Below are 17,439 nucleotides of genomic sequence, written 5' to 3'. Positions count from 1 at the left end.
ATTAACCTTTCAAAATTTCAAATTTGTCTTCTAATTGTTTTAATCTAACATATGAATTAACTTTAGTAATTAATTCTATTGTAATAAATGGCTTTACAATATAATCTATTCCACCAACTTCATAAGCTTGTTCAATATCTTGAGTTGAATCTTTCCCAGAAAGAAAAATTATTGGTATATTTTTAGTATTTTCATTATTTTTTAGTTTATTACATACTTCAAAACCATTCATTTCTGGCATCATAATATCTAATAATATTAAATCAAAATTATTTTCAAGAATTATTTTAAGTGCCATTTCACCGCTTTTAGCATAAAACATCTTATACCCCTGATCTTTTAAAATATTCATTGCCATTTGTATATTTATTGGAGTATCATCTACAATTAAAATTTTATTATTCATTTCCAATTTTTGCCTTTAAATTATTAATTAATTCTATATATGTATTCATCAAATAATCAACTTTTTCAATATCAAAGGAGTTAATATTTTTTATTAATTGTTCTGCATAATCTTTTAGTATAAAAATATTTTGATCAATTGCTAAAGCATTTAATTTATTTGCAAATTCTTCTATTAAAGAAAAATCTCCTCCATTTTTAATATCCATCCACTCTTTTTTTAAATCGTTTTCTAATAAATCTAAAACAATTTGTAAATTTCTTGAATTAATTAATTGTGAATTATTTTCTTCAATTAAATTTTGATTTATAAAATAATATTTCAAGTGTTTACTTAATTCTTCAATTAAATCATCTATTATAACTGGTTTTCTTAAGTATCCATCAAAGCCAAATTCTGAAACTTTTTCTAAATCTTTTCCCATAACAGAAGCTGTTAATGCAATCAAAGGAATTGCTTTTAATTTTGTATCAGCTTTAATTATAGCTGCTGCTTCATAACCATTCATAACTGGCATTCGTAAGTCCATAAGTATTAAATCTACATTTACATTTTTTAATATATCTATTGATTCTTTTCCATTTTTTGCTATTATTAAATCAAAATCAAAATCTTTTAAACTAGCTTGTATTAATTTTATATTTTCTTCTACATCATCTACTACTAATATTTTAGCTTTTTCAAAATTAATATTAAAAGAGCTTAATTTTTCTGAAACAATCTCTTTTTCCATTGAACTTACAGATATATCTTTTAAAATTACAGTAAAAAGTGAACCTTTATTTCTTTTACTTTCTACTTTAATTTTACCATTCATCATATGAACTAATTTTGTACAAATAGACAATCCTAAACCTGTTCCTCCATATTTTGCAACATCTTGATTATTTTGTTGTTCAAATGCATTAAAAATACTTTCTAAGTTCTTTTCTTCAATCCCAATTCCTGTATCTTCAACTATAAATTTTAAATCTAATTTACTTTTTATTTTATCTTTAAATATACTCTCAACTTTTAATTTAATATGTCCATTTTCTGTGAATTTAAGTGCATTCCCAATTAAGTTAAACAATATTTGTCGTATTCTAACTCCATCAATAATAATAAATTTTGGAATATTTTTATCAATTTCCAAAATAAACGTTATATTTTTACTTATTATTTTTGCATGAAATATTGATTCAATTTCTAAAAATAAACTTCTAGGATTTACCGCTTCTTTTTTTATTTCTAATTTCCCTGCCTCTATTTTTGAAAGATCTAAAATATCATTTATTATTCTAAGTAATGCATTTCCACCTTTTTTTATTGAATTTAGATACTCTTTATGTATTGGATCATTTATTTCTTTATATAATATTTCTGCAAATCCTATAACTGAATTCATAGGAGTTCTTATTTCATGGCTCATATTAGCTAGAAATTCACTTTTTTGTTTTGCTGCATTTTGTGCAAGTTCATTTGATTTTTTCAATTCAACATTTAGAGATTTTATATAATTTCGTTCTTTTTCTAGCTCTTTTTGTATCTCTTCTTTTTTATAAATTTCTAATTTTAATTTTCTATTCCAATAAATAGTGCCTGCTAATATAAATATTGCAAATGTAATTATTTTCCATATTATTTCATAATCAATTTTTTCTTCAAAATCAACTTTAATCCATTTTCTATATATTTCATCTTTTTTTTCCATTGAAATAGTATTTAATAATTTATTTACAATAGATAATAATTGCAAGTTTTCTTTTTGAATACCAAAACCATAATTATAATCATATCCTGATGGTCCAACAATTTTTAAGTTACTAAGGCTAAATTTTTTACTATAAAATTCAAAAGAAGGTATATCTAAGATGAAATAATCAATTTGTGAGTTTGATAAAGCTTTTAAACCTTCTAAAGGATTGTTATACTCTATAATTTTATCAATATCTGTATAATCTCTTTTTATTTCTTCAATAATTGAATAGCCCTTTACTGTCGCTATTCTTTTTTTACTTATATTATGAAAAGAATTAATATACTTATCTTCTTTATTATTAGCTATTATTACTATTTCTGCACCAATATATTTATCTGAAAAATTTAAATATTCATTTCTATTTTGGGAATAAGAAATCGCATCAATCAAATCTAGTTTTTTATTTTTTATTAAATCTATTGTATCTGACCATTTATCAGTTTTAACATATTCTAAAACAATTCCACTATCTCTAAAAACTTCATTTACTAAATCAGGAATTATTCCTATATATTGACCCTTTTCATTATAAAAAGAGTATGGTGGCCAATAAGGATCCCCTGAAACTAGAAGTTTAGAATTTTCTTTTAGCCATAAGAGTTCATCTTCTGTGAATTTTGATGAGTTATTTTTTTCTTTTAATTCAAATATCCACTTTTTATTTATTTCTTCTTTTTCATTTTTTATAATAAAAGGCATTGTTTTTTCAATGATATTAAATAAAATTTTATTCTCTTTTAAAACAGCCATTGATAAATCTATTTTGTCAAAATCTGCTTTGAATTTAACTTCTATATTTGTATATAACTCTTTTTCAACAAAATAGGAAAATACTGGCATATTTCCAATAAAAATATCAGCTTTACCATAAGAAACTAAATCAAATGCATCCTTATTTGATTTAGCAAAAATAAATTTAATGTTCGGATATTTCTTAATTAAATTTTCATGGACAAAATTACCTTGCTGAACAGCAACAACATAATTTTTTATTTCATCGAATTCTTTTATTTTGAGCTCTTTTTTAGCAATAACAACCACATCAATTGTTAAGTATGGGCTTGTATAATTTAAATACTCTTTTCTATCTTGAGTTTTTGCAACACAAGCTAGCATATCTAATTTTTTTTCTCTGGCTTTTGTTATTATACTAAACCAATCAGCGGAATCCACTTCAAATTTTAAACCTGTATATTTACTAAGTAGTTTTAAATAATCTGAAGCAATTCCTTGATACATACCAGTTATATCTGTATATTCAAAAGGAGGCCAGTCGGAATCTGCTCCTACTTTTATTATAGGATTATTTTTAATCCATTCAAGTTCATCTTTAGTAAAAGTAACTTCTTTATCAATATTAACAGAAGAAAAAAGAGCATTCACAAAAAATATTATTAATAATAAATACTTCATGATATTCCTTTTTTAATTTGATAATATTATAACCACATTTATTATAAAACTTCGAATGATTTTTCTATAATAATTTCTGAATTATAAATTATTTTTCCAATAAAAACATCTCCTATTTTAAAAGAACCAACACCTTTAGGTGTTCCACTCATTAGAATATCCCCATTTTCAAAACTAATAAAAGTATTAGCTTCTTTTATTATTTCATTTGGTTTATTTATCATTAGCGAATAATCACCTTTTTGTTTCAATTCACCATTTATATATAACTCAATTTCTAGTTTTGTTACATCCCCATCGAAACTTACGAAATCTGAAAAAACAGCTGCATTATTAAAAGATTTAGCCCTTTCCCAAGGAAGTCCTTTCTCTTTTAACTTACTTTGAACTTCTCTTAGTGTTAAATCTAAACCAAAAGCAACAGCAGATATTTTATTATCTTCAATTAAAAAAGAAATTTCCGCTTCATAATGGCAAGAATTTTGTCCTTTTGGAAAAACTAATTTATCACTAATAGCTGAATTTGGTTTTATAAAAAACACCATTTCTTCTGGAACTTCATTATTTAACTCAGCAATATGATCCATATAATTTCGTCCAATACACACAACTTTTGATGGAAATATCTCACTATTGTCTAATACTATTTTATTCATTTTCTACCTTTAAAAGATTTATTATATAATTAAAAAAAAATTATAACTAAAGGCATTTTAAATGAAAGACAATTTATTGATAGTTTGGACAAATGGTGACATAGAAGTGGCTAATAAATTCCCACTTTTATATTCATCAGTTATTTTAGAGCGAGATTATTGGAAAACTGCTCACTTAATGCTTTGGGGTCCATCTATATTACTTGCTAAAAATAATCTACAAATTCAAGAACAGTTAAAGAAAATACAAAAAACCGGTGTAAAAATGAGTGCTTGTGTTGTTTGTGTTGAAGATTATGATGCAATTTCTATATTAGAAGAATTAAATATAGAAATCATACATACAGGTGAGCTTTTAACAAAAGCTTTAAAAGATGATACTTGGTCTGTAATAACTATTTAATATTTTTCAATAACATCTCTTATTAAAACTGAAGTAATTCCCCAAATTACTTCACCATCATATTTATAAACCCAGATTTTGTGTTGTTTATTTCCCCAAGGTTTTTTATAAGCTTCAGGAAGGCCTAACTCTTCAACTGGAAATAAAATCTCTTTTTGTCCATCTTTGTTATACTTATAAGGTTGTATCTCATGTGATAAAGTATATTCTTCAGGCTCATTATCTTTAAAAAAAGAGATAGGAATTACAATTGTTTTTTCAACTTCATTAAAATCAATTTTCATATTTTTATAAGCTTTTTTCTTAATTCTTGCAACAAAAGATTCTATAACTGTCCCAATAGGTGCCATATACGTGTCAAGTTGCCCTAAAATTTTTATATCTTTTTTATCAATACCTAACTCCTCTTTTGTTTCTCTAAGAGCAGTATCTTTAAAGTCTTTATCAACACCTTTTTCAAATCCACCACCAGGAAAACAAATATCTCCGCCTTGTCTTATATGTGCTGCTCTTTTTTGAAATAACAGATGATATTCACCTTTTATTTTTACAAGAGGAATTAAAACTGCACTATTAAAAAGTCTTTGTCGCCCAAGAACACCTGGGTGTTTTGGTAAATTTGATATTAATTCTTTTAAATTATTTTTCTTCATTCATTTTTTCTTTATTGATTTTATTGCTTCATACATTGTTCTTACAATTTTTCTTAAATCATCTTCTTTTATACTATATGCAACTATTGAATAAATTAATCTTCCAAAAGGTCTTATCCAAACACCATTTTGTACACAATAATCTTGAATCTCTTGAGCATAACAATCATCTTTTAATTCAATTACTCCAATGGCTCCAATATTTCTAATATCTTTTACTAAATCTAATTTTTTTATCTTTTCAAGTTCACTTACAAAAATTTTTTCAATATTATTTACATTTCTTTCCCAAGAAGAATCTTTTAATAAATCAATACTTGCATTTGCAACACTACAAGCTAAAGGATTAGCCATAAAAGTTGGTCCATGCATCAAAACACCAATTTCGCTGTTTGAAATAATATCACTCACATTTTTAGATGTAATCATAGCAGCCATGGTCATATAACCACCCGTTAATCCTTTTCCAACAGTCATAATATCTGGTTTTATACAAGCCCATTCACACGCAAACATTTTTCCTGTATGTCCAAAACCTGTTGCTATTTCATCTGCGATTAATAAAATATCATACTTAGTACATAGCTCTCTTGCTTTTTTTAAGTAAGTAGGATTATATATTCTCATTCCACCTGCACCTTGAACGATTGGTTCAAGAATAAATCCAGCAATTTCATTATGATGTTTTTTAAGTAAATTTTCTAATGCTTCAATTGATTTTGAACAATCACTTTCAAATCCCAATTCAGGTGCTTTTGTAAAAAAATGTTCACTCAAATATGTACCATAAATACTATGCATAGAATTATTTGGATCGCATACGCTCATAGCTCCTAAGGTATCACCATGGTATGCATTTTGTAAAGCTAGAAATTTATATTTCTTTAAACCTTTAGCTTTTTGATAAAGTATTGCCGTTTTCAAAGCAACTTCAACTGAAACTGATCCACTATCACATAAAAAAACGCTATTAAGTCCTGTTAAATCTACAAGTTTTTTAGACAAGATAGAGGCTTGTTCGTGAGCCAGTCCACCAAACATAATATGAGGCATAATATCAATTTGTTTTTTTAATGCTTCATTTAATTTTGGATGATTATAACCATGAATAGCACTCCACCATGAACTCATACCATCAATAAGTTCTTTTCCATTTTCTAAAAAAATTGATGTTCTATTTGTACTTTTAACAGGAAGTATTTTTGTTTTTGAAGGTAATGCATTATAAGGATGCCAAACGTGAGCTTTATCTATATCTAACCAATTCAATAATTATCCTAATATATATATTGGTTAAATTATAGCTAAAGATTATTACAAAATTAATAAAATATTTTATTTAACTATATCTAAAATTATAATAGCTAAAGTTCCTTTATAGATTTTGTGATTATATTTAAATTCTGTATTTGAAATATCAATATAACCATTCATATGTTTATGGATAATTTCTTGGCACATATAAAGTCCAATTCCTGTACCCTGTGCTTGATGTTTAGTTGTAAAATAAGGTTCAAAAATTTTATCTACTATTTCTTCATCTATTCCACCTGCATTATCTTTTATTTTAATCACTGCTTTTTTATTTTCTCTTGTTATATCAATAAAAATTAATTTTTTATCATCTTCTAATGATTCTAAAGCATCTTTTGAATTATTTAAAAGATTAATTAAAACTTGAATTAACTCTGTTTCATAACCATTTACTTTTACATCATTTATATTACATATTATTTTTATATTATTTTCCATAAAATTTGCTTGTAATAAATCAATAGTTCTACTACAACAATGCTCTAAATAAAAATCTTCTTTTTCTCTTTGTGGCTTAAAGAAATATCTAAAATCATCAATTGTTGTGGATAAATATTGTGATGTATTAATTACAGAATCAAGAGTTTTATTAAAAAAATCATCATCTAACTCTCCTAACATTTTTTTTATTTTTAAACCACTAACACTAGTTGTAATCAGAGATAAGGGTTGTCGCCATTGATGAGCAATATTTTCTATCATTTGTCCCATAGAAACCATTTTTTGTTGCTGAGATAAAAGTCTATCTTTTTTAAGATTTTCATCTACTTCTTTTTTTATTCTTTCTTCTAGTTTATTATTAACTTCCCTTAATTTTTTTGTTTTTTGATGAACCTTGTCAATTAATGATTCATTTAATCTTTTTAAAAGCCTTTGTCGATATAGAAGTGCCATAAATATTAAAATAATAATGATTAATATTTTCCAAATTATAGAATAGTCAAAATCTTTTTTATATTCTGTAAAAGTCCATCTATTAAGTATTTCATTTTTAGTATATTCATCAATACTTAAAACAGCTTTTTGAAAGATACCAAATAATATATCATCATGACTTGTGGCTATTGAAATATCTACATTTTCGTCAAGCTTAGAAGAGATTGATATTTTTGTTAAATATTTAGTTTGTATTTTGTACCATGCAGTAGAAACCCCATCAATATGACCAAAAGTTTCACCATCTAAAATTTTTTTTATACCTTCATCAATATCTTTTACTTCTATAAATTCTATATTTTTATATTTTTCTTTTAAGATATTAATTATTGTATAACTCTCTACTATAGATATTTTTTTATTTTTTAAAGAGCTAATATTATTAATAAAAGTAGTATCAGTTTTTGTTAAAAGAACAAAAGGGATATTTAAATATGACTTAGTAAAACTAAACATATCATCTCTTTCATCTGTCCAAACAGCAGATGGTAAAATATCACATTTTCCATCTTGTGCAAATTTTAAAGATTCAGCCCAACTTTCAGTAGGTATTAAATTAATTGGCTTTTTGATTTTCTCTTCAATTAAATGCATATAATCAGCTACAAATCCAATAAACTCATCATTTTTTATATCACTAAAAGGCATAGCATTGGGAACAACACACATACTTAAATTATCTTTTCTTTCTAAATATTTAAGTTCAGATTCTGAGAAAGTTAAATTTTTTAGATTATTTAAATCAAATACAAATTTATCTAAATCTACAGGAGTTGGAATTAAACCCATTAAATTGTATAAATCATATATTCTTTGAATTTTATCTTTTTTAATTTCACCTAAATTTACAGTATTAAAATATGAAAGCTTTTTTAATTCTTTTCCCTCATAAATTAATTCATCTTTTTTTAAATTTTCAGAATTGTATTTTTGCAAAATTACATTTACACTCTCTTCAATATTTGAATAAGCATATTCCCAACCCTTTAAAGATGCTTTTTTAAAAAGTAAAACTGTATTTAAATCACTATTTATTAAGCTTTCACTTGTAAAAAGCATATCACTATACATATCAAATCCAAATTTTTTTGGATCAAAGATATTATATTCTATACCTTTTTTTTGAAGTTCAAATGGTGCTTTTGAAATATATGCAGAAATAATATCTGTTTTTCTATCTAACAAATCATTTATATTATGAGTATGTTTTAAAAAATGTAAATCTTCTATTTTTACTTTATTTGAAATAATCATAGCTTTTAATGAAACTTCACTTGAATCATCGATTGTAGTCATAATATTTTTATTTGAGAAATCATTTATACTATTAATTCCTGATTCTTTTGTACTCATTAGAATCAAAGGTGTTGCTTGAAAAAGTGCATAAAGAGCAACTATATTTCTATTTTTTGTTCGCTCTAAAATTAGTGTTTCACGTCCTACTGCAAAATCAATTTTCCCATCACTAACCTCTTTTGGAATATCAATACCAAATTCAAAAGGTTTTATTTCAACATCAAGACCTAAATCTTTGTAAAATCCTTTTTCTTTTGCCATATAATATCCAGCAAATTGAAACTGATCAAACCATGAAAGTTGTAGAGTTATTTTTTTAAGATTTTGAGAATATAAAGAGGAAGTAAAAAAAATCAAAAAGAAAATGATATAAAATCTAAATTTAGTAATATTCAAGATGGGCTCCATTATATAAAGTAAGGAGTATATCAAAAGAATATAAAATATAAAAGAAAATTAACATCATAAATAAAAATTTATGATGTTAATGTAAAATTATTTCTAATGTAAAAAGTGTCTAATTCCTGAAAAGTATAAAGCCATTCCATATTCATTTGCAGCTTCAATAATTTCATCATCTCTAATTGAACCACCTGGCTCAATCACACATTTTACACCTGCTTGGGCAGCTGCATCAATAGAGTCTCTAAATGGGAAAAATGCTTCTGAAGCTAAAACAGCACCTGTAACATCAAGACCCATATCTTCAGCTTTTCTTAAAGCAGCTTTACTTGCATCTACTCTTGAAGTCATTCCCATACCAACAGCTACCATTGCTGAATTTTTAACATAAACTACACAGTTTGATTTTGTTAATGAAGCTATTTTATATGCAATTTCCATATCTTTTACTTCTTGTTCCGTTGCAATTCTTGTTGATTTTAACTCAGAATTTCTAACTTCATCTTCTTTTACTTTATCGGCATCTTGAAATACAAATCCACCATCAACTCTTTTGAAGTCAATTGCATCATTTGCAAGTTCTAAATACTGTGTACCTTGCTCAAACAGTTTAATTCTTTTTTTAGATTCAAATACTTCAACAGCTTCAGGTGTAAAACTAGCTGCAAATACAACTTCTAAAAAGATTTCATTCATTTTAACTGCAAGTTCTTTATCAACACATCCATTAACAGCAACTACTCCACCAAATGCAGAAACAGGATCACATTTAAGTGCTTCAACATAAGATTCTAATAATGTATCTTTAATTGCAAAACCACATGGGTTTCCATGTTTTACAATACATACAGCTTTATCTTTTCCAAATGCAGCAGCAATTCTAGCAGCTCCACTAATATCTCCCATATTATTAAATGATGCCTCACCTTTTACAGTTTTAAATTTATTTGAAAACTGTGTATCAAATTCGTATAATGCACCTTTTTGGTGAGGATTTTCTCCATATCTTGTATCAAATACTTTTGATCCAACAATAAATTGTTTAGCACCCATTCCACCATTAAATCTTTTATTCATATAATTTGCAATCATTGAATCATAAGCAGCTGTGTGTTCATACGCTTTAATCATCAGATCTCTTCTAAATTCAACAGTGTTAGTATCATTTTTAAGATTATTTAATACTAAATCATAATCAGCAACATCTGTAACAATAATTACTGAATCAAAGTTTTTAGCAGCACTTCTAACCATCGCTGGTCCACCAATATCGATGTTTTCAATAATCTCTTCAAAATCATCAGTTTTTTCAATAGTTGCTTTAAATGGATATAAATTTACACAAACTAAATCAATACCTTCAACACCTAATTCACGAGCTTGGTCAAGGTGAGATTGTTTATCTCGTCTATGTAAAATTCCACCATGGATATAAGGATTTAAAGTTTTAACTCTTCCTTCAAAACACTCAGGAAACTTTGTAACTTCATTTGCCTCAATTACTGCAATTCCTGCATCTTTAAGTTTATTATATGTTCCACCAGTACTGATGATTTCATAACCTAATGCTACAAGTTCTTTAGCAAAATTTTCAACACCACTTTTATCACTAACACTAATTAATGCTCTCATTTAATATATTTCTCCTACTATATAATTACAAATAAAAAAAGCCAAACCTCAATATGAAGTTTGGCTTAAAGGTCATAAACCTTATAAATCTTGCTCAATTACTTGTTTAAATCTATTGAAATAAACATAAGATACTTTGTCTAATTCTTTATAAATATCATTTATAGAGATTTTGTCTCCTGTAACTTGACCAATTTTTGAACACTCAATATTATAAGTGTTTGCAACTTTTTCAAATGCTTCACAATTTTCTGGTCTTACTTCAACAATTGCTCTACTTAATGACTCAGAGAAAATATCTTTTGAATCATCTAATGAAATAGATACTTCAACACCTTTTTGTCCAACAACTGCCATTTTTGCTAATGAAACTGCAATTCCACCAACATTAACATCTTTTGCAGCTTTTAATAATCCAAGTTTATTTGCTTCAATTACTGTATTCCATAAAGCTAATTCTTTTGTAAAATCAACTTCAGGGTGAGTTCCAGCTACTTTTCCATACATTTTTTTCATATAAAGCGATGCACCAAATTCAGATTTTGTTTCACCTAAAATATATAAAATATTTCCATTTTCTTGAACACAAGAAGGTAATACTTTATTTGCATCTTCATTCACTCCAACCATTGCAATTGAAGGTGTTGGGAAAACCCCTACTCCATTTGTTTCATTGTATAAAGATACATTTCCACCAATAACAGGAGTATTTAACTCTTTACAAGCTTTTTTAATACCTTCACAAGAAGCTGCAAATTGCCACATAACTTCAGGATTTGTAGGATTTCCAAAATTTAAACAATCTGTAATTGCTTTTGGAACAGCTCCCGTCATTGCAACATTTCTTCCAGATTCCATAACAGCTGCTGCTGCTCCTAATTCTGGATTAATATAACAAAGTCTTGTATTACAATCAGCACTCATTGATAAAGCTTTCCCAGTCTCTTTGATTCTAATGCTTGAACCATCAAGTTTACCTGGACCTTTAATTGTGTTTGTTTGAACCATTGAATCATATTGAGAATAAAGCCAAGATTTATCAACAACTTCCATATCAGAAAATAAATCATCAAATGCAGCTTGATTTGAAATCTCTTTATCTAAAGAGATGTCTTCAATTCCATCTAAATATGCTGGTTTTTTTGTTGGTCTATCTAAAACTGGTGCTTGCTCAGAAACTGGTTGAACAGGAACTTCCGCACATTTTTCACCATGCCAGAATAATTCCATATTTCCAGTATTAGTAACTTCACCAATAACAGCAACATCTAATTCCCACTTTTCAAAAATATCAATAATTGCTTGTTCACAACCTTTTTTAGCACAAATAAGCATTCTTTCTTGAGATTCAGAAAGCATGAAATCATAAGGAGTCATACCCTCTTCTCGTGCTGGAACTTTATCTAAATGCATAATCATTCCAGAACCTGATCTTCCTGCCATTTCAAATGAAGACGAAGTAAGTCCAGCAGCACCCATATCTTGAATACCAACAATTAAATCTGTTTTAAATAACTCTAAACAAGCTTCTAAAAGTAATTTTTCAGTAAATGGATCTCCAACTTGAACAGTTGGTCTTTTTGATTCAGAATCTTCTGTAAATGCTGCACTTGACATTACTGCACCTCCTAATCCATCACGTCCAGTTTTTGAACCAACGTACATTACAGGATTTCCTAAACCTTCGGCTTTTCCTAGGAAAATTTCATCAGATTTTGCAAGACCTACGGTAAATGCATTTACAAGATTATTTCCAGCATAACACTCTTCAAAAGTAGTTTCTCCACCAATTGTAGGAACTCCCATACAGTTACCATATCCACCAATACCAGCAACTACGCCTCTTAAAAGAAATCTATGTTTTTTTGCAGTTTCAGAATTTCCTTCAATTGAAGCAAATCTAATTGAGTTCATATTAGCAATTGGACGTGCTCCCATTGTAAATACATCTCTTAAAATTCCACCAACACCAGTTGCAGCACCTTGGTAAGGTTCAATAAAAGAAGGATGATTATGTGACTCCATTTTAAATACAGCAGCATATCCATCACCGATATCAATAACACCAGCATTCTCACCTGGACCTTGAATAACCCACGGAGCTTTTGTAGGGAAACCACTTAAATATTTTTTACTTGATTTATATGAGCAATGCTCAGACCACATAGCAGAGAAAATACCAATTTCTACATAGTTTGGTTCTCTTCCTAAAATTTCTTTAATATTTTCAAATTCTTCAAGTGTTAGAGAGTGAGCAAGTGCTATCTCTTGAAGGTTCATCTCTTGTTTTTGCATCTTTAGCCTTAAAATATGGTTATTATTTTAAGGCGATTATATCTAAAAAGAGTTAAATATAGTTTTAATCCTCAGATAGAATTTTTACTTCGTTATTTATTATTTCAATAAATAGCTCTTTTTTTCCAATAAATTTTATAGCAGGACTTAAATATTCTTCATCCATAAAAATTCTAAACATATTTTTTCCAAGTGAATTTGGATATGGTGAAATATCAATATTTGAGAATTTTATTGTTTTCTTTTCATCTTTAGCAAAGATTCTTTCTTTGTAATCTTTAAACTCAGCAAAACCTGATTTATCAGCTTTTTTAAATTCTGTAGAATAAAAAGATATATATTCATTAAATTTTGAATATTTCCAAGCATCTTTCCATTTGAAAATTGTAGTTAAAATAAGTGCCATTTCATCTTTTGTAGCTTTTTTAAACTGACTAGGTGTTGTAATTAAAATAGTTTTATTTAAATCTAAATTTTTTTCTAAATTCTCTAATTCTGCATTATCTAAAGCAATACAACCTTTGGTTACACTTTCTCTTTCTCCACTAAATGGCTTACCATGAATCCAAATACCATAGCCGTTTTTATTAAGACTTTGATCAAAAACATTAGGATAAGAAGTTACTAGAGCAAATGGTCCATAAAATTGATCTAAGCCTGTTTTCTTTTCAATTAGATCATAAGAACCTTCAGGAGTTTTTTTATCGCCTTCTGTATATTTATCACCTTCATTTTCACCTGTAATTACATTATTTCTCAAAACTAACTTAAAATCATTATTCACAACTTCAAAAAGTGAGATTTCTGACTGATCTTTTTGTGTCAAAAGTATATATTTCTTATATTCATAATAACCATAATCTACATTTTTATCTTTTAAATATTCTTTCCAATAGTTCTCATCTCTTAAAGTTTTCTCAATCTCAATTTCTACTGAATTTAGGCCTTGCATTCTATATAAATTTACTAAATCACTAGCATATATATTTAATGAAATCACTAAAAAAATTATAATTCTAAACAACTCTTACTCCATATTTATCTTTAAGTTGCGCCATTGTATAATACTTGACCTAATTATTTAATAAAAAAGTGACACACTAATGAAAAAAATTATCCTATCAATTATTATATTTTTTAATATGCTATATTCTGCTCAAGTAGAAGAGTTACCTTGGCCAAAAGGAGAAAGTTTTTTAACTTTTTTAGATAAATATTCAATATCTCAAAAACTATATTTTGATTTAGAAAAAGAAGATAAAGAATTATGTTCAGAAATAGAAGCAGACAGAACATATTATCTATATACAGAAGATGATGGTTCATTAAATCAAGTATTAATTCCTGTATCAGATGATATTCAAATTCACGTTTATAAAGATATAAATAATGAATTTAAATTCCAAACATTACCTATTAACTATACAGAATATAATGAAACAGTTGCAATAGAAATTACAGAATCAGTATCTCATGATATATTAAAAGCTACAGGTGATGTAACATTAGCTGCAGTTATCAAATCACTTTTTAAAGATAGTGTAAATTTTAGAAAAATGCAAAAAGGTGATTTTATTGCTTTAAAATATTCAAGAAAAGTTTACTTAGGAAAACCTCATGGACTTCCTGATTTAACTGCTGCCATGGTTGAGATTTCAGGAAAACCTTATTTTAGATTTAAACATGAAAAAGATGATAAGTATTATGATGAAAAAGGTATTGGATTTACAAAATCATATTTTTTCCAAATTCCACTTACTTATCAAAGAATCTCTAGTGTTTTTACAAAAAAAAGATGGCATCCCGTTTTAAAAAGATATAGAGCCCATTTAGGAACAGATTTTGCAGCACCAAGAGGAAGAACTATTTATGCAGCAGGAGATGGAAGAATCGAATTTGCAGGGACAAAAGGTGGCTATGGCAAAACTATAATTATAAATCATGGTAATGGATATAAAACATTATATGCTCATCAAAATGGTTTTGCAAAAGGAATTAGACAAGGTCAAAGTATAAAAAAAGGCGAACATATAGGCTATGTTGGAAATACAGGACTTAGTTCTGGACCACATTTACATTTAGGTTTGTACAAGAATGGTACAGCAATTGATGCTATGACTGTCTTAACAAAACCTAAAGTTGATGGATTAGAAGCAAAAGAAAAAGCTACGTTCTTAGCAAATAGTAAAAGTATTCAGAAAATATTTGATGATGAAGTAAAAAATGCTAATAGAACAATTCCAACTAAACTTGATAGAATTACTAATAAAAGTGAAATAAATATTTTATAATAAGAAGGGGATAAATGGCTTTACTAAATAATAATAAAGATATTCTACCTTTAAGTAGTATTTCTGAACTTTTAAATGCAAAAATTCGTACATTAAAAATGTATGAAGATAAAAAATTATTTCCCTTAAAAAACAACATTGTTAAAAAACTTTACTCTATAAATGATATAAAGATTATAGCTTTTGTTCACTATCTTGCTAACATAAAAAAAATCAATGCAAATGGAATAAGTTATATATTAGAAATTATTCAAAATAATATGGATGAAAAAAATAGAAATGAATTTTTGGATACCATAGAAAGAAAACTTGAAAACATATCGGAAAGTGACATACAAGATTTAGAATCTTTCTAAAAAATTTATCTATAATTACATTTAAATCAATAGAAAATTTCTATTGATTTTATTTACGTAAAGAGTTCGAAACTATTGATAAAAACTCATCTTTTGTTTTCTTATTAGATTTAAAAAGTCCTCTTAATGCTGAAGTAACAGTTGTTGAACAAATCTTTTCAACTCCTCTCATTTCCATACACATATGACGTGCATCAATCATAACAGCAACACCTTTTGGTTTTAAGTGCTCATTTAAAGCATCACAAATTTGCTCAGTTAATTGTTCTTGTATTTGTAATCTTCTTGCAAAAACATCTACAACTCTTGGTATTTTACTAAGTCCAATAACTTTTCCATTTGGAATGTAAGCCACATGTGCTTTTCCTATAATTGGTAACATATGATGTTCACATTGTGAATAAAATTCTATATCTTTTACCACAACCATTTCATCATTTGTTGATGTAAAAAGAGCTTTTTGTATAATCTCTTTTGGATCTTGTTTATATCCACTGCACATAAACTCATAAGCTTTTCTAACACGACTTGGGGTATCTTGTAAACCTTCTCGATTTATATCTTCACCAACATGCTCAAGCATTTTTTTAATTGCATTTTCAAACTCTATATCACTACTCATTAAACTTTTCCTTTAAATTTATTATCTTTTTTTATTTTATTTAAATTTAGTTAACTTACTAAATCCATCCCTTCTTTTTAAATATTACAATAGGTGTAATAGCTGCTATTATCATAAAAGTAATTGAAAAAATATAACCATATTCCCAATGTAATTCAGGTATAAACTCAAAGTTCATCCCATAAATACTTGCTATTAGTGTGGGTGGTAAAAACATTACATTTACAATTGTAAATATTTTCATAACTTTATTTTGTTCAATACTTAAAATACCAATAAATATATTTTGAAGATAATCTAATCTTTCAAAATTAAAATTTGTATGGTCAATTAATGATTTAATATCTTTTAACATAATAGGCAAATCATTTTTATCATCTATAAATTTTTGAGATTTTAAAAGTGAAGTTAATATTCTTTGTTTATCTGTTAAATTTTCTCTTATAATCATATTTAAATCTTCAAATGTAGAAATTTTTTCCAGTATTTCTTGGTCATCATTTGAATAATCTGTAAAAACGTGTTTTCTAATTTTTGTTATTTCTTTAGATAAATTTTCAATAGTATCAGCATCCGCATCAATTCTAATATCAATAATCTTACAAAAAATTGAATAGCCATTTTTAAACTCTCTTGGCAACAACATAAGTTTTTCTATAAAGATATTAAAACTTTCAAGTTTTTTATATCTAACTGATATTAATAAAGTACCTTGTAAAATAAATGACACTGTTTCATTATATGGGGATTTAGAATCATCAACTAAAAAATAACTATTTATTTCTATTTTATTTTTTTCTTCTCTATATCTTGAACTTAACTCAATTTCTTCACTCTCTTGTTTTGTAGAGAACTTCATATCAAATAAACTTTCAATAGCTTTAACTTCTTCAAGAGTTGGAAGAAGCATATCAATCCAAATTACATCATTTTTATTTTCGATGTTATCTAAAGAGTCAATACCTTCAACTACAAAAAGTTTGTTTCCTTTTTTTATATAACAATTAATCAAAGATACTCCTT

The 17,439-nt window shown here is 26.6% G+C and carries 14 protein-coding genes; 3 read left to right on the top strand and 11 right to left on the bottom strand.

Features of this window, described 5'->3' with window-relative positions:
• Position 1: 1 nt before the first annotated feature.
• Genes ABVS04_RS06085 through ABVS04_RS06075 form a run of 3 tightly spaced genes read right to left on the bottom strand, consistent with a single transcriptional unit; the run spans position 2 to position 4,216 of the window.
• Positions 2-406, bottom strand: coding sequence for a response regulator (locus tag ABVS04_RS06085; protein WP_368029777.1), 405 nt, complete (start codon positions 404-406; stop codon positions 2-4).
• Positions 399-3,560 (bottom strand): transporter substrate-binding domain-containing protein, encoded by a 3,162-nt coding sequence (locus ABVS04_RS06080; RefSeq protein WP_368029776.1) that lies wholly within the window; start codon positions 3,558-3,560, stop codon positions 399-401. Before ABVS04_RS06080 ends, ABVS04_RS06085 begins: the two co-directional genes overlap by 8 nt.
• 41 nt (positions 3,561-3,601) lie before the next feature.
• A complete protein-coding gene (locus tag ABVS04_RS06075) occupies positions 3,602-4,216 on the bottom strand; it encodes a fumarylacetoacetate hydrolase family protein (RefSeq protein WP_368029775.1) in 615 nt (204 codons plus the stop codon).
• Positions 4,217-4,277: 61 nt separating this feature from the next.
• Between ABVS04_RS06075 and ABVS04_RS06070 the strand changes: the two genes are divergently transcribed.
• Positions 4,278-4,619: a DsrE family protein gene (locus ABVS04_RS06070; protein ID WP_368029774.1), complete on the top strand. Its 342-nt coding sequence runs from the start codon at positions 4,278-4,280 to the stop codon at positions 4,617-4,619.
• Here ABVS04_RS06070 and ABVS04_RS06065 read toward each other — a convergent pair.
• From ABVS04_RS06065 to ABVS04_RS06040, 6 genes are all read right to left on the bottom strand, one after another.
• Positions 4,616-5,272, bottom strand: coding sequence for a CoA pyrophosphatase (locus ABVS04_RS06065; protein WP_368029773.1), 657 nt, complete (start codon positions 5,270-5,272; stop codon positions 4,616-4,618). The genes ABVS04_RS06070 and ABVS04_RS06065 overlap by 4 nt on opposite strands.
• Complete coding sequence (gene bioA / locus ABVS04_RS06060) at positions 5,273-6,541, bottom strand: adenosylmethionine--8-amino-7-oxononanoate transaminase (RefSeq protein WP_368029772.1); 1,269 nt, start codon at positions 6,539-6,541, stop codon at positions 5,273-5,275.
• A 66-nt stretch (positions 6,542-6,607) separates the two neighbouring features.
• Positions 6,608-9,226 carry an ABC transporter substrate-binding protein gene (locus tag ABVS04_RS06055; RefSeq protein WP_368029771.1) on the bottom strand — a complete coding sequence of 873 codons (2,619 nt, stop codon included), beginning with the start codon at positions 9,224-9,226 and terminating at the stop codon, positions 6,608-6,610.
• A 93-nt stretch (positions 9,227-9,319) separates the two neighbouring features.
• The gene (gene purH, locus ABVS04_RS06050; protein ID WP_368029770.1) at positions 9,320-10,852 is read right to left on the bottom strand and encodes a bifunctional phosphoribosylaminoimidazolecarboxamide formyltransferase/IMP cyclohydrolase; all 1,533 of its coding nucleotides are present in this window, start codon (positions 10,850-10,852) and stop codon (positions 9,320-9,322) included.
• Between the two features lie 81 nt (positions 10,853-10,933).
• A complete protein-coding gene (gene purL / locus ABVS04_RS06045; protein ID WP_368029769.1) occupies positions 10,934-13,147 on the bottom strand; it encodes a phosphoribosylformylglycinamidine synthase subunit PurL in 2,214 nt (737 codons plus the stop codon).
• A 64-nt stretch (positions 13,148-13,211) separates the two neighbouring features.
• Positions 13,212-14,171: a murein L,D-transpeptidase family protein gene (locus ABVS04_RS06040; protein WP_368029768.1), complete on the bottom strand. Its 960-nt coding sequence runs from the start codon at positions 14,169-14,171 to the stop codon at positions 13,212-13,214.
• Between the two features lie 79 nt (positions 14,172-14,250).
• On the opposite strand from ABVS04_RS06040, the gene ABVS04_RS06035 reads away from it, so the two are divergent.
• Entirely contained in the window at positions 14,251-15,438 is a 1,188-nt protein-coding gene (locus ABVS04_RS06035; RefSeq protein WP_368029767.1) for a peptidoglycan DD-metalloendopeptidase family protein, read from the top strand.
• Between the two features lie 14 nt (positions 15,439-15,452).
• Positions 15,453-15,794, top strand: a complete 342-nt coding sequence (locus ABVS04_RS06030) for a MerR family transcriptional regulator (protein WP_368029766.1) — start codon at positions 15,453-15,455, stop codon at positions 15,792-15,794.
• 49 nt (positions 15,795-15,843) lie between these two features.
• Here ABVS04_RS06030 and folE read toward each other — a convergent pair whose 3' ends face one another.
• Together folE and corA are read right to left on the bottom strand one after the other, a co-directional pair.
• The gene (folE, locus tag ABVS04_RS06025; RefSeq protein WP_368029765.1) at positions 15,844-16,416 is read right to left on the bottom strand and encodes a GTP cyclohydrolase I FolE; all 573 of its coding nucleotides are present in this window, start codon (positions 16,414-16,416) and stop codon (positions 15,844-15,846) included.
• 58 nt (positions 16,417-16,474) lie between these two features.
• Entirely contained in the window at positions 16,475-17,428 is a 954-nt protein-coding gene (gene corA / locus ABVS04_RS06020; RefSeq protein WP_368029764.1) for a magnesium/cobalt transporter CorA, read from the bottom strand.
• Between the last annotated feature and the right edge of the window lie 11 nt (positions 17,429-17,439).

The sequence above is a fragment of the Arcobacter sp. s6 genome, from assembly GCF_040884245.1.
In the GTDB taxonomy this organism is placed as follows: Bacteria; Campylobacterota; Campylobacteria; order Campylobacterales; family Arcobacteraceae; genus Aliarcobacter.
This window is presented reverse-complemented; position numbering and strand designations above follow the sequence as displayed.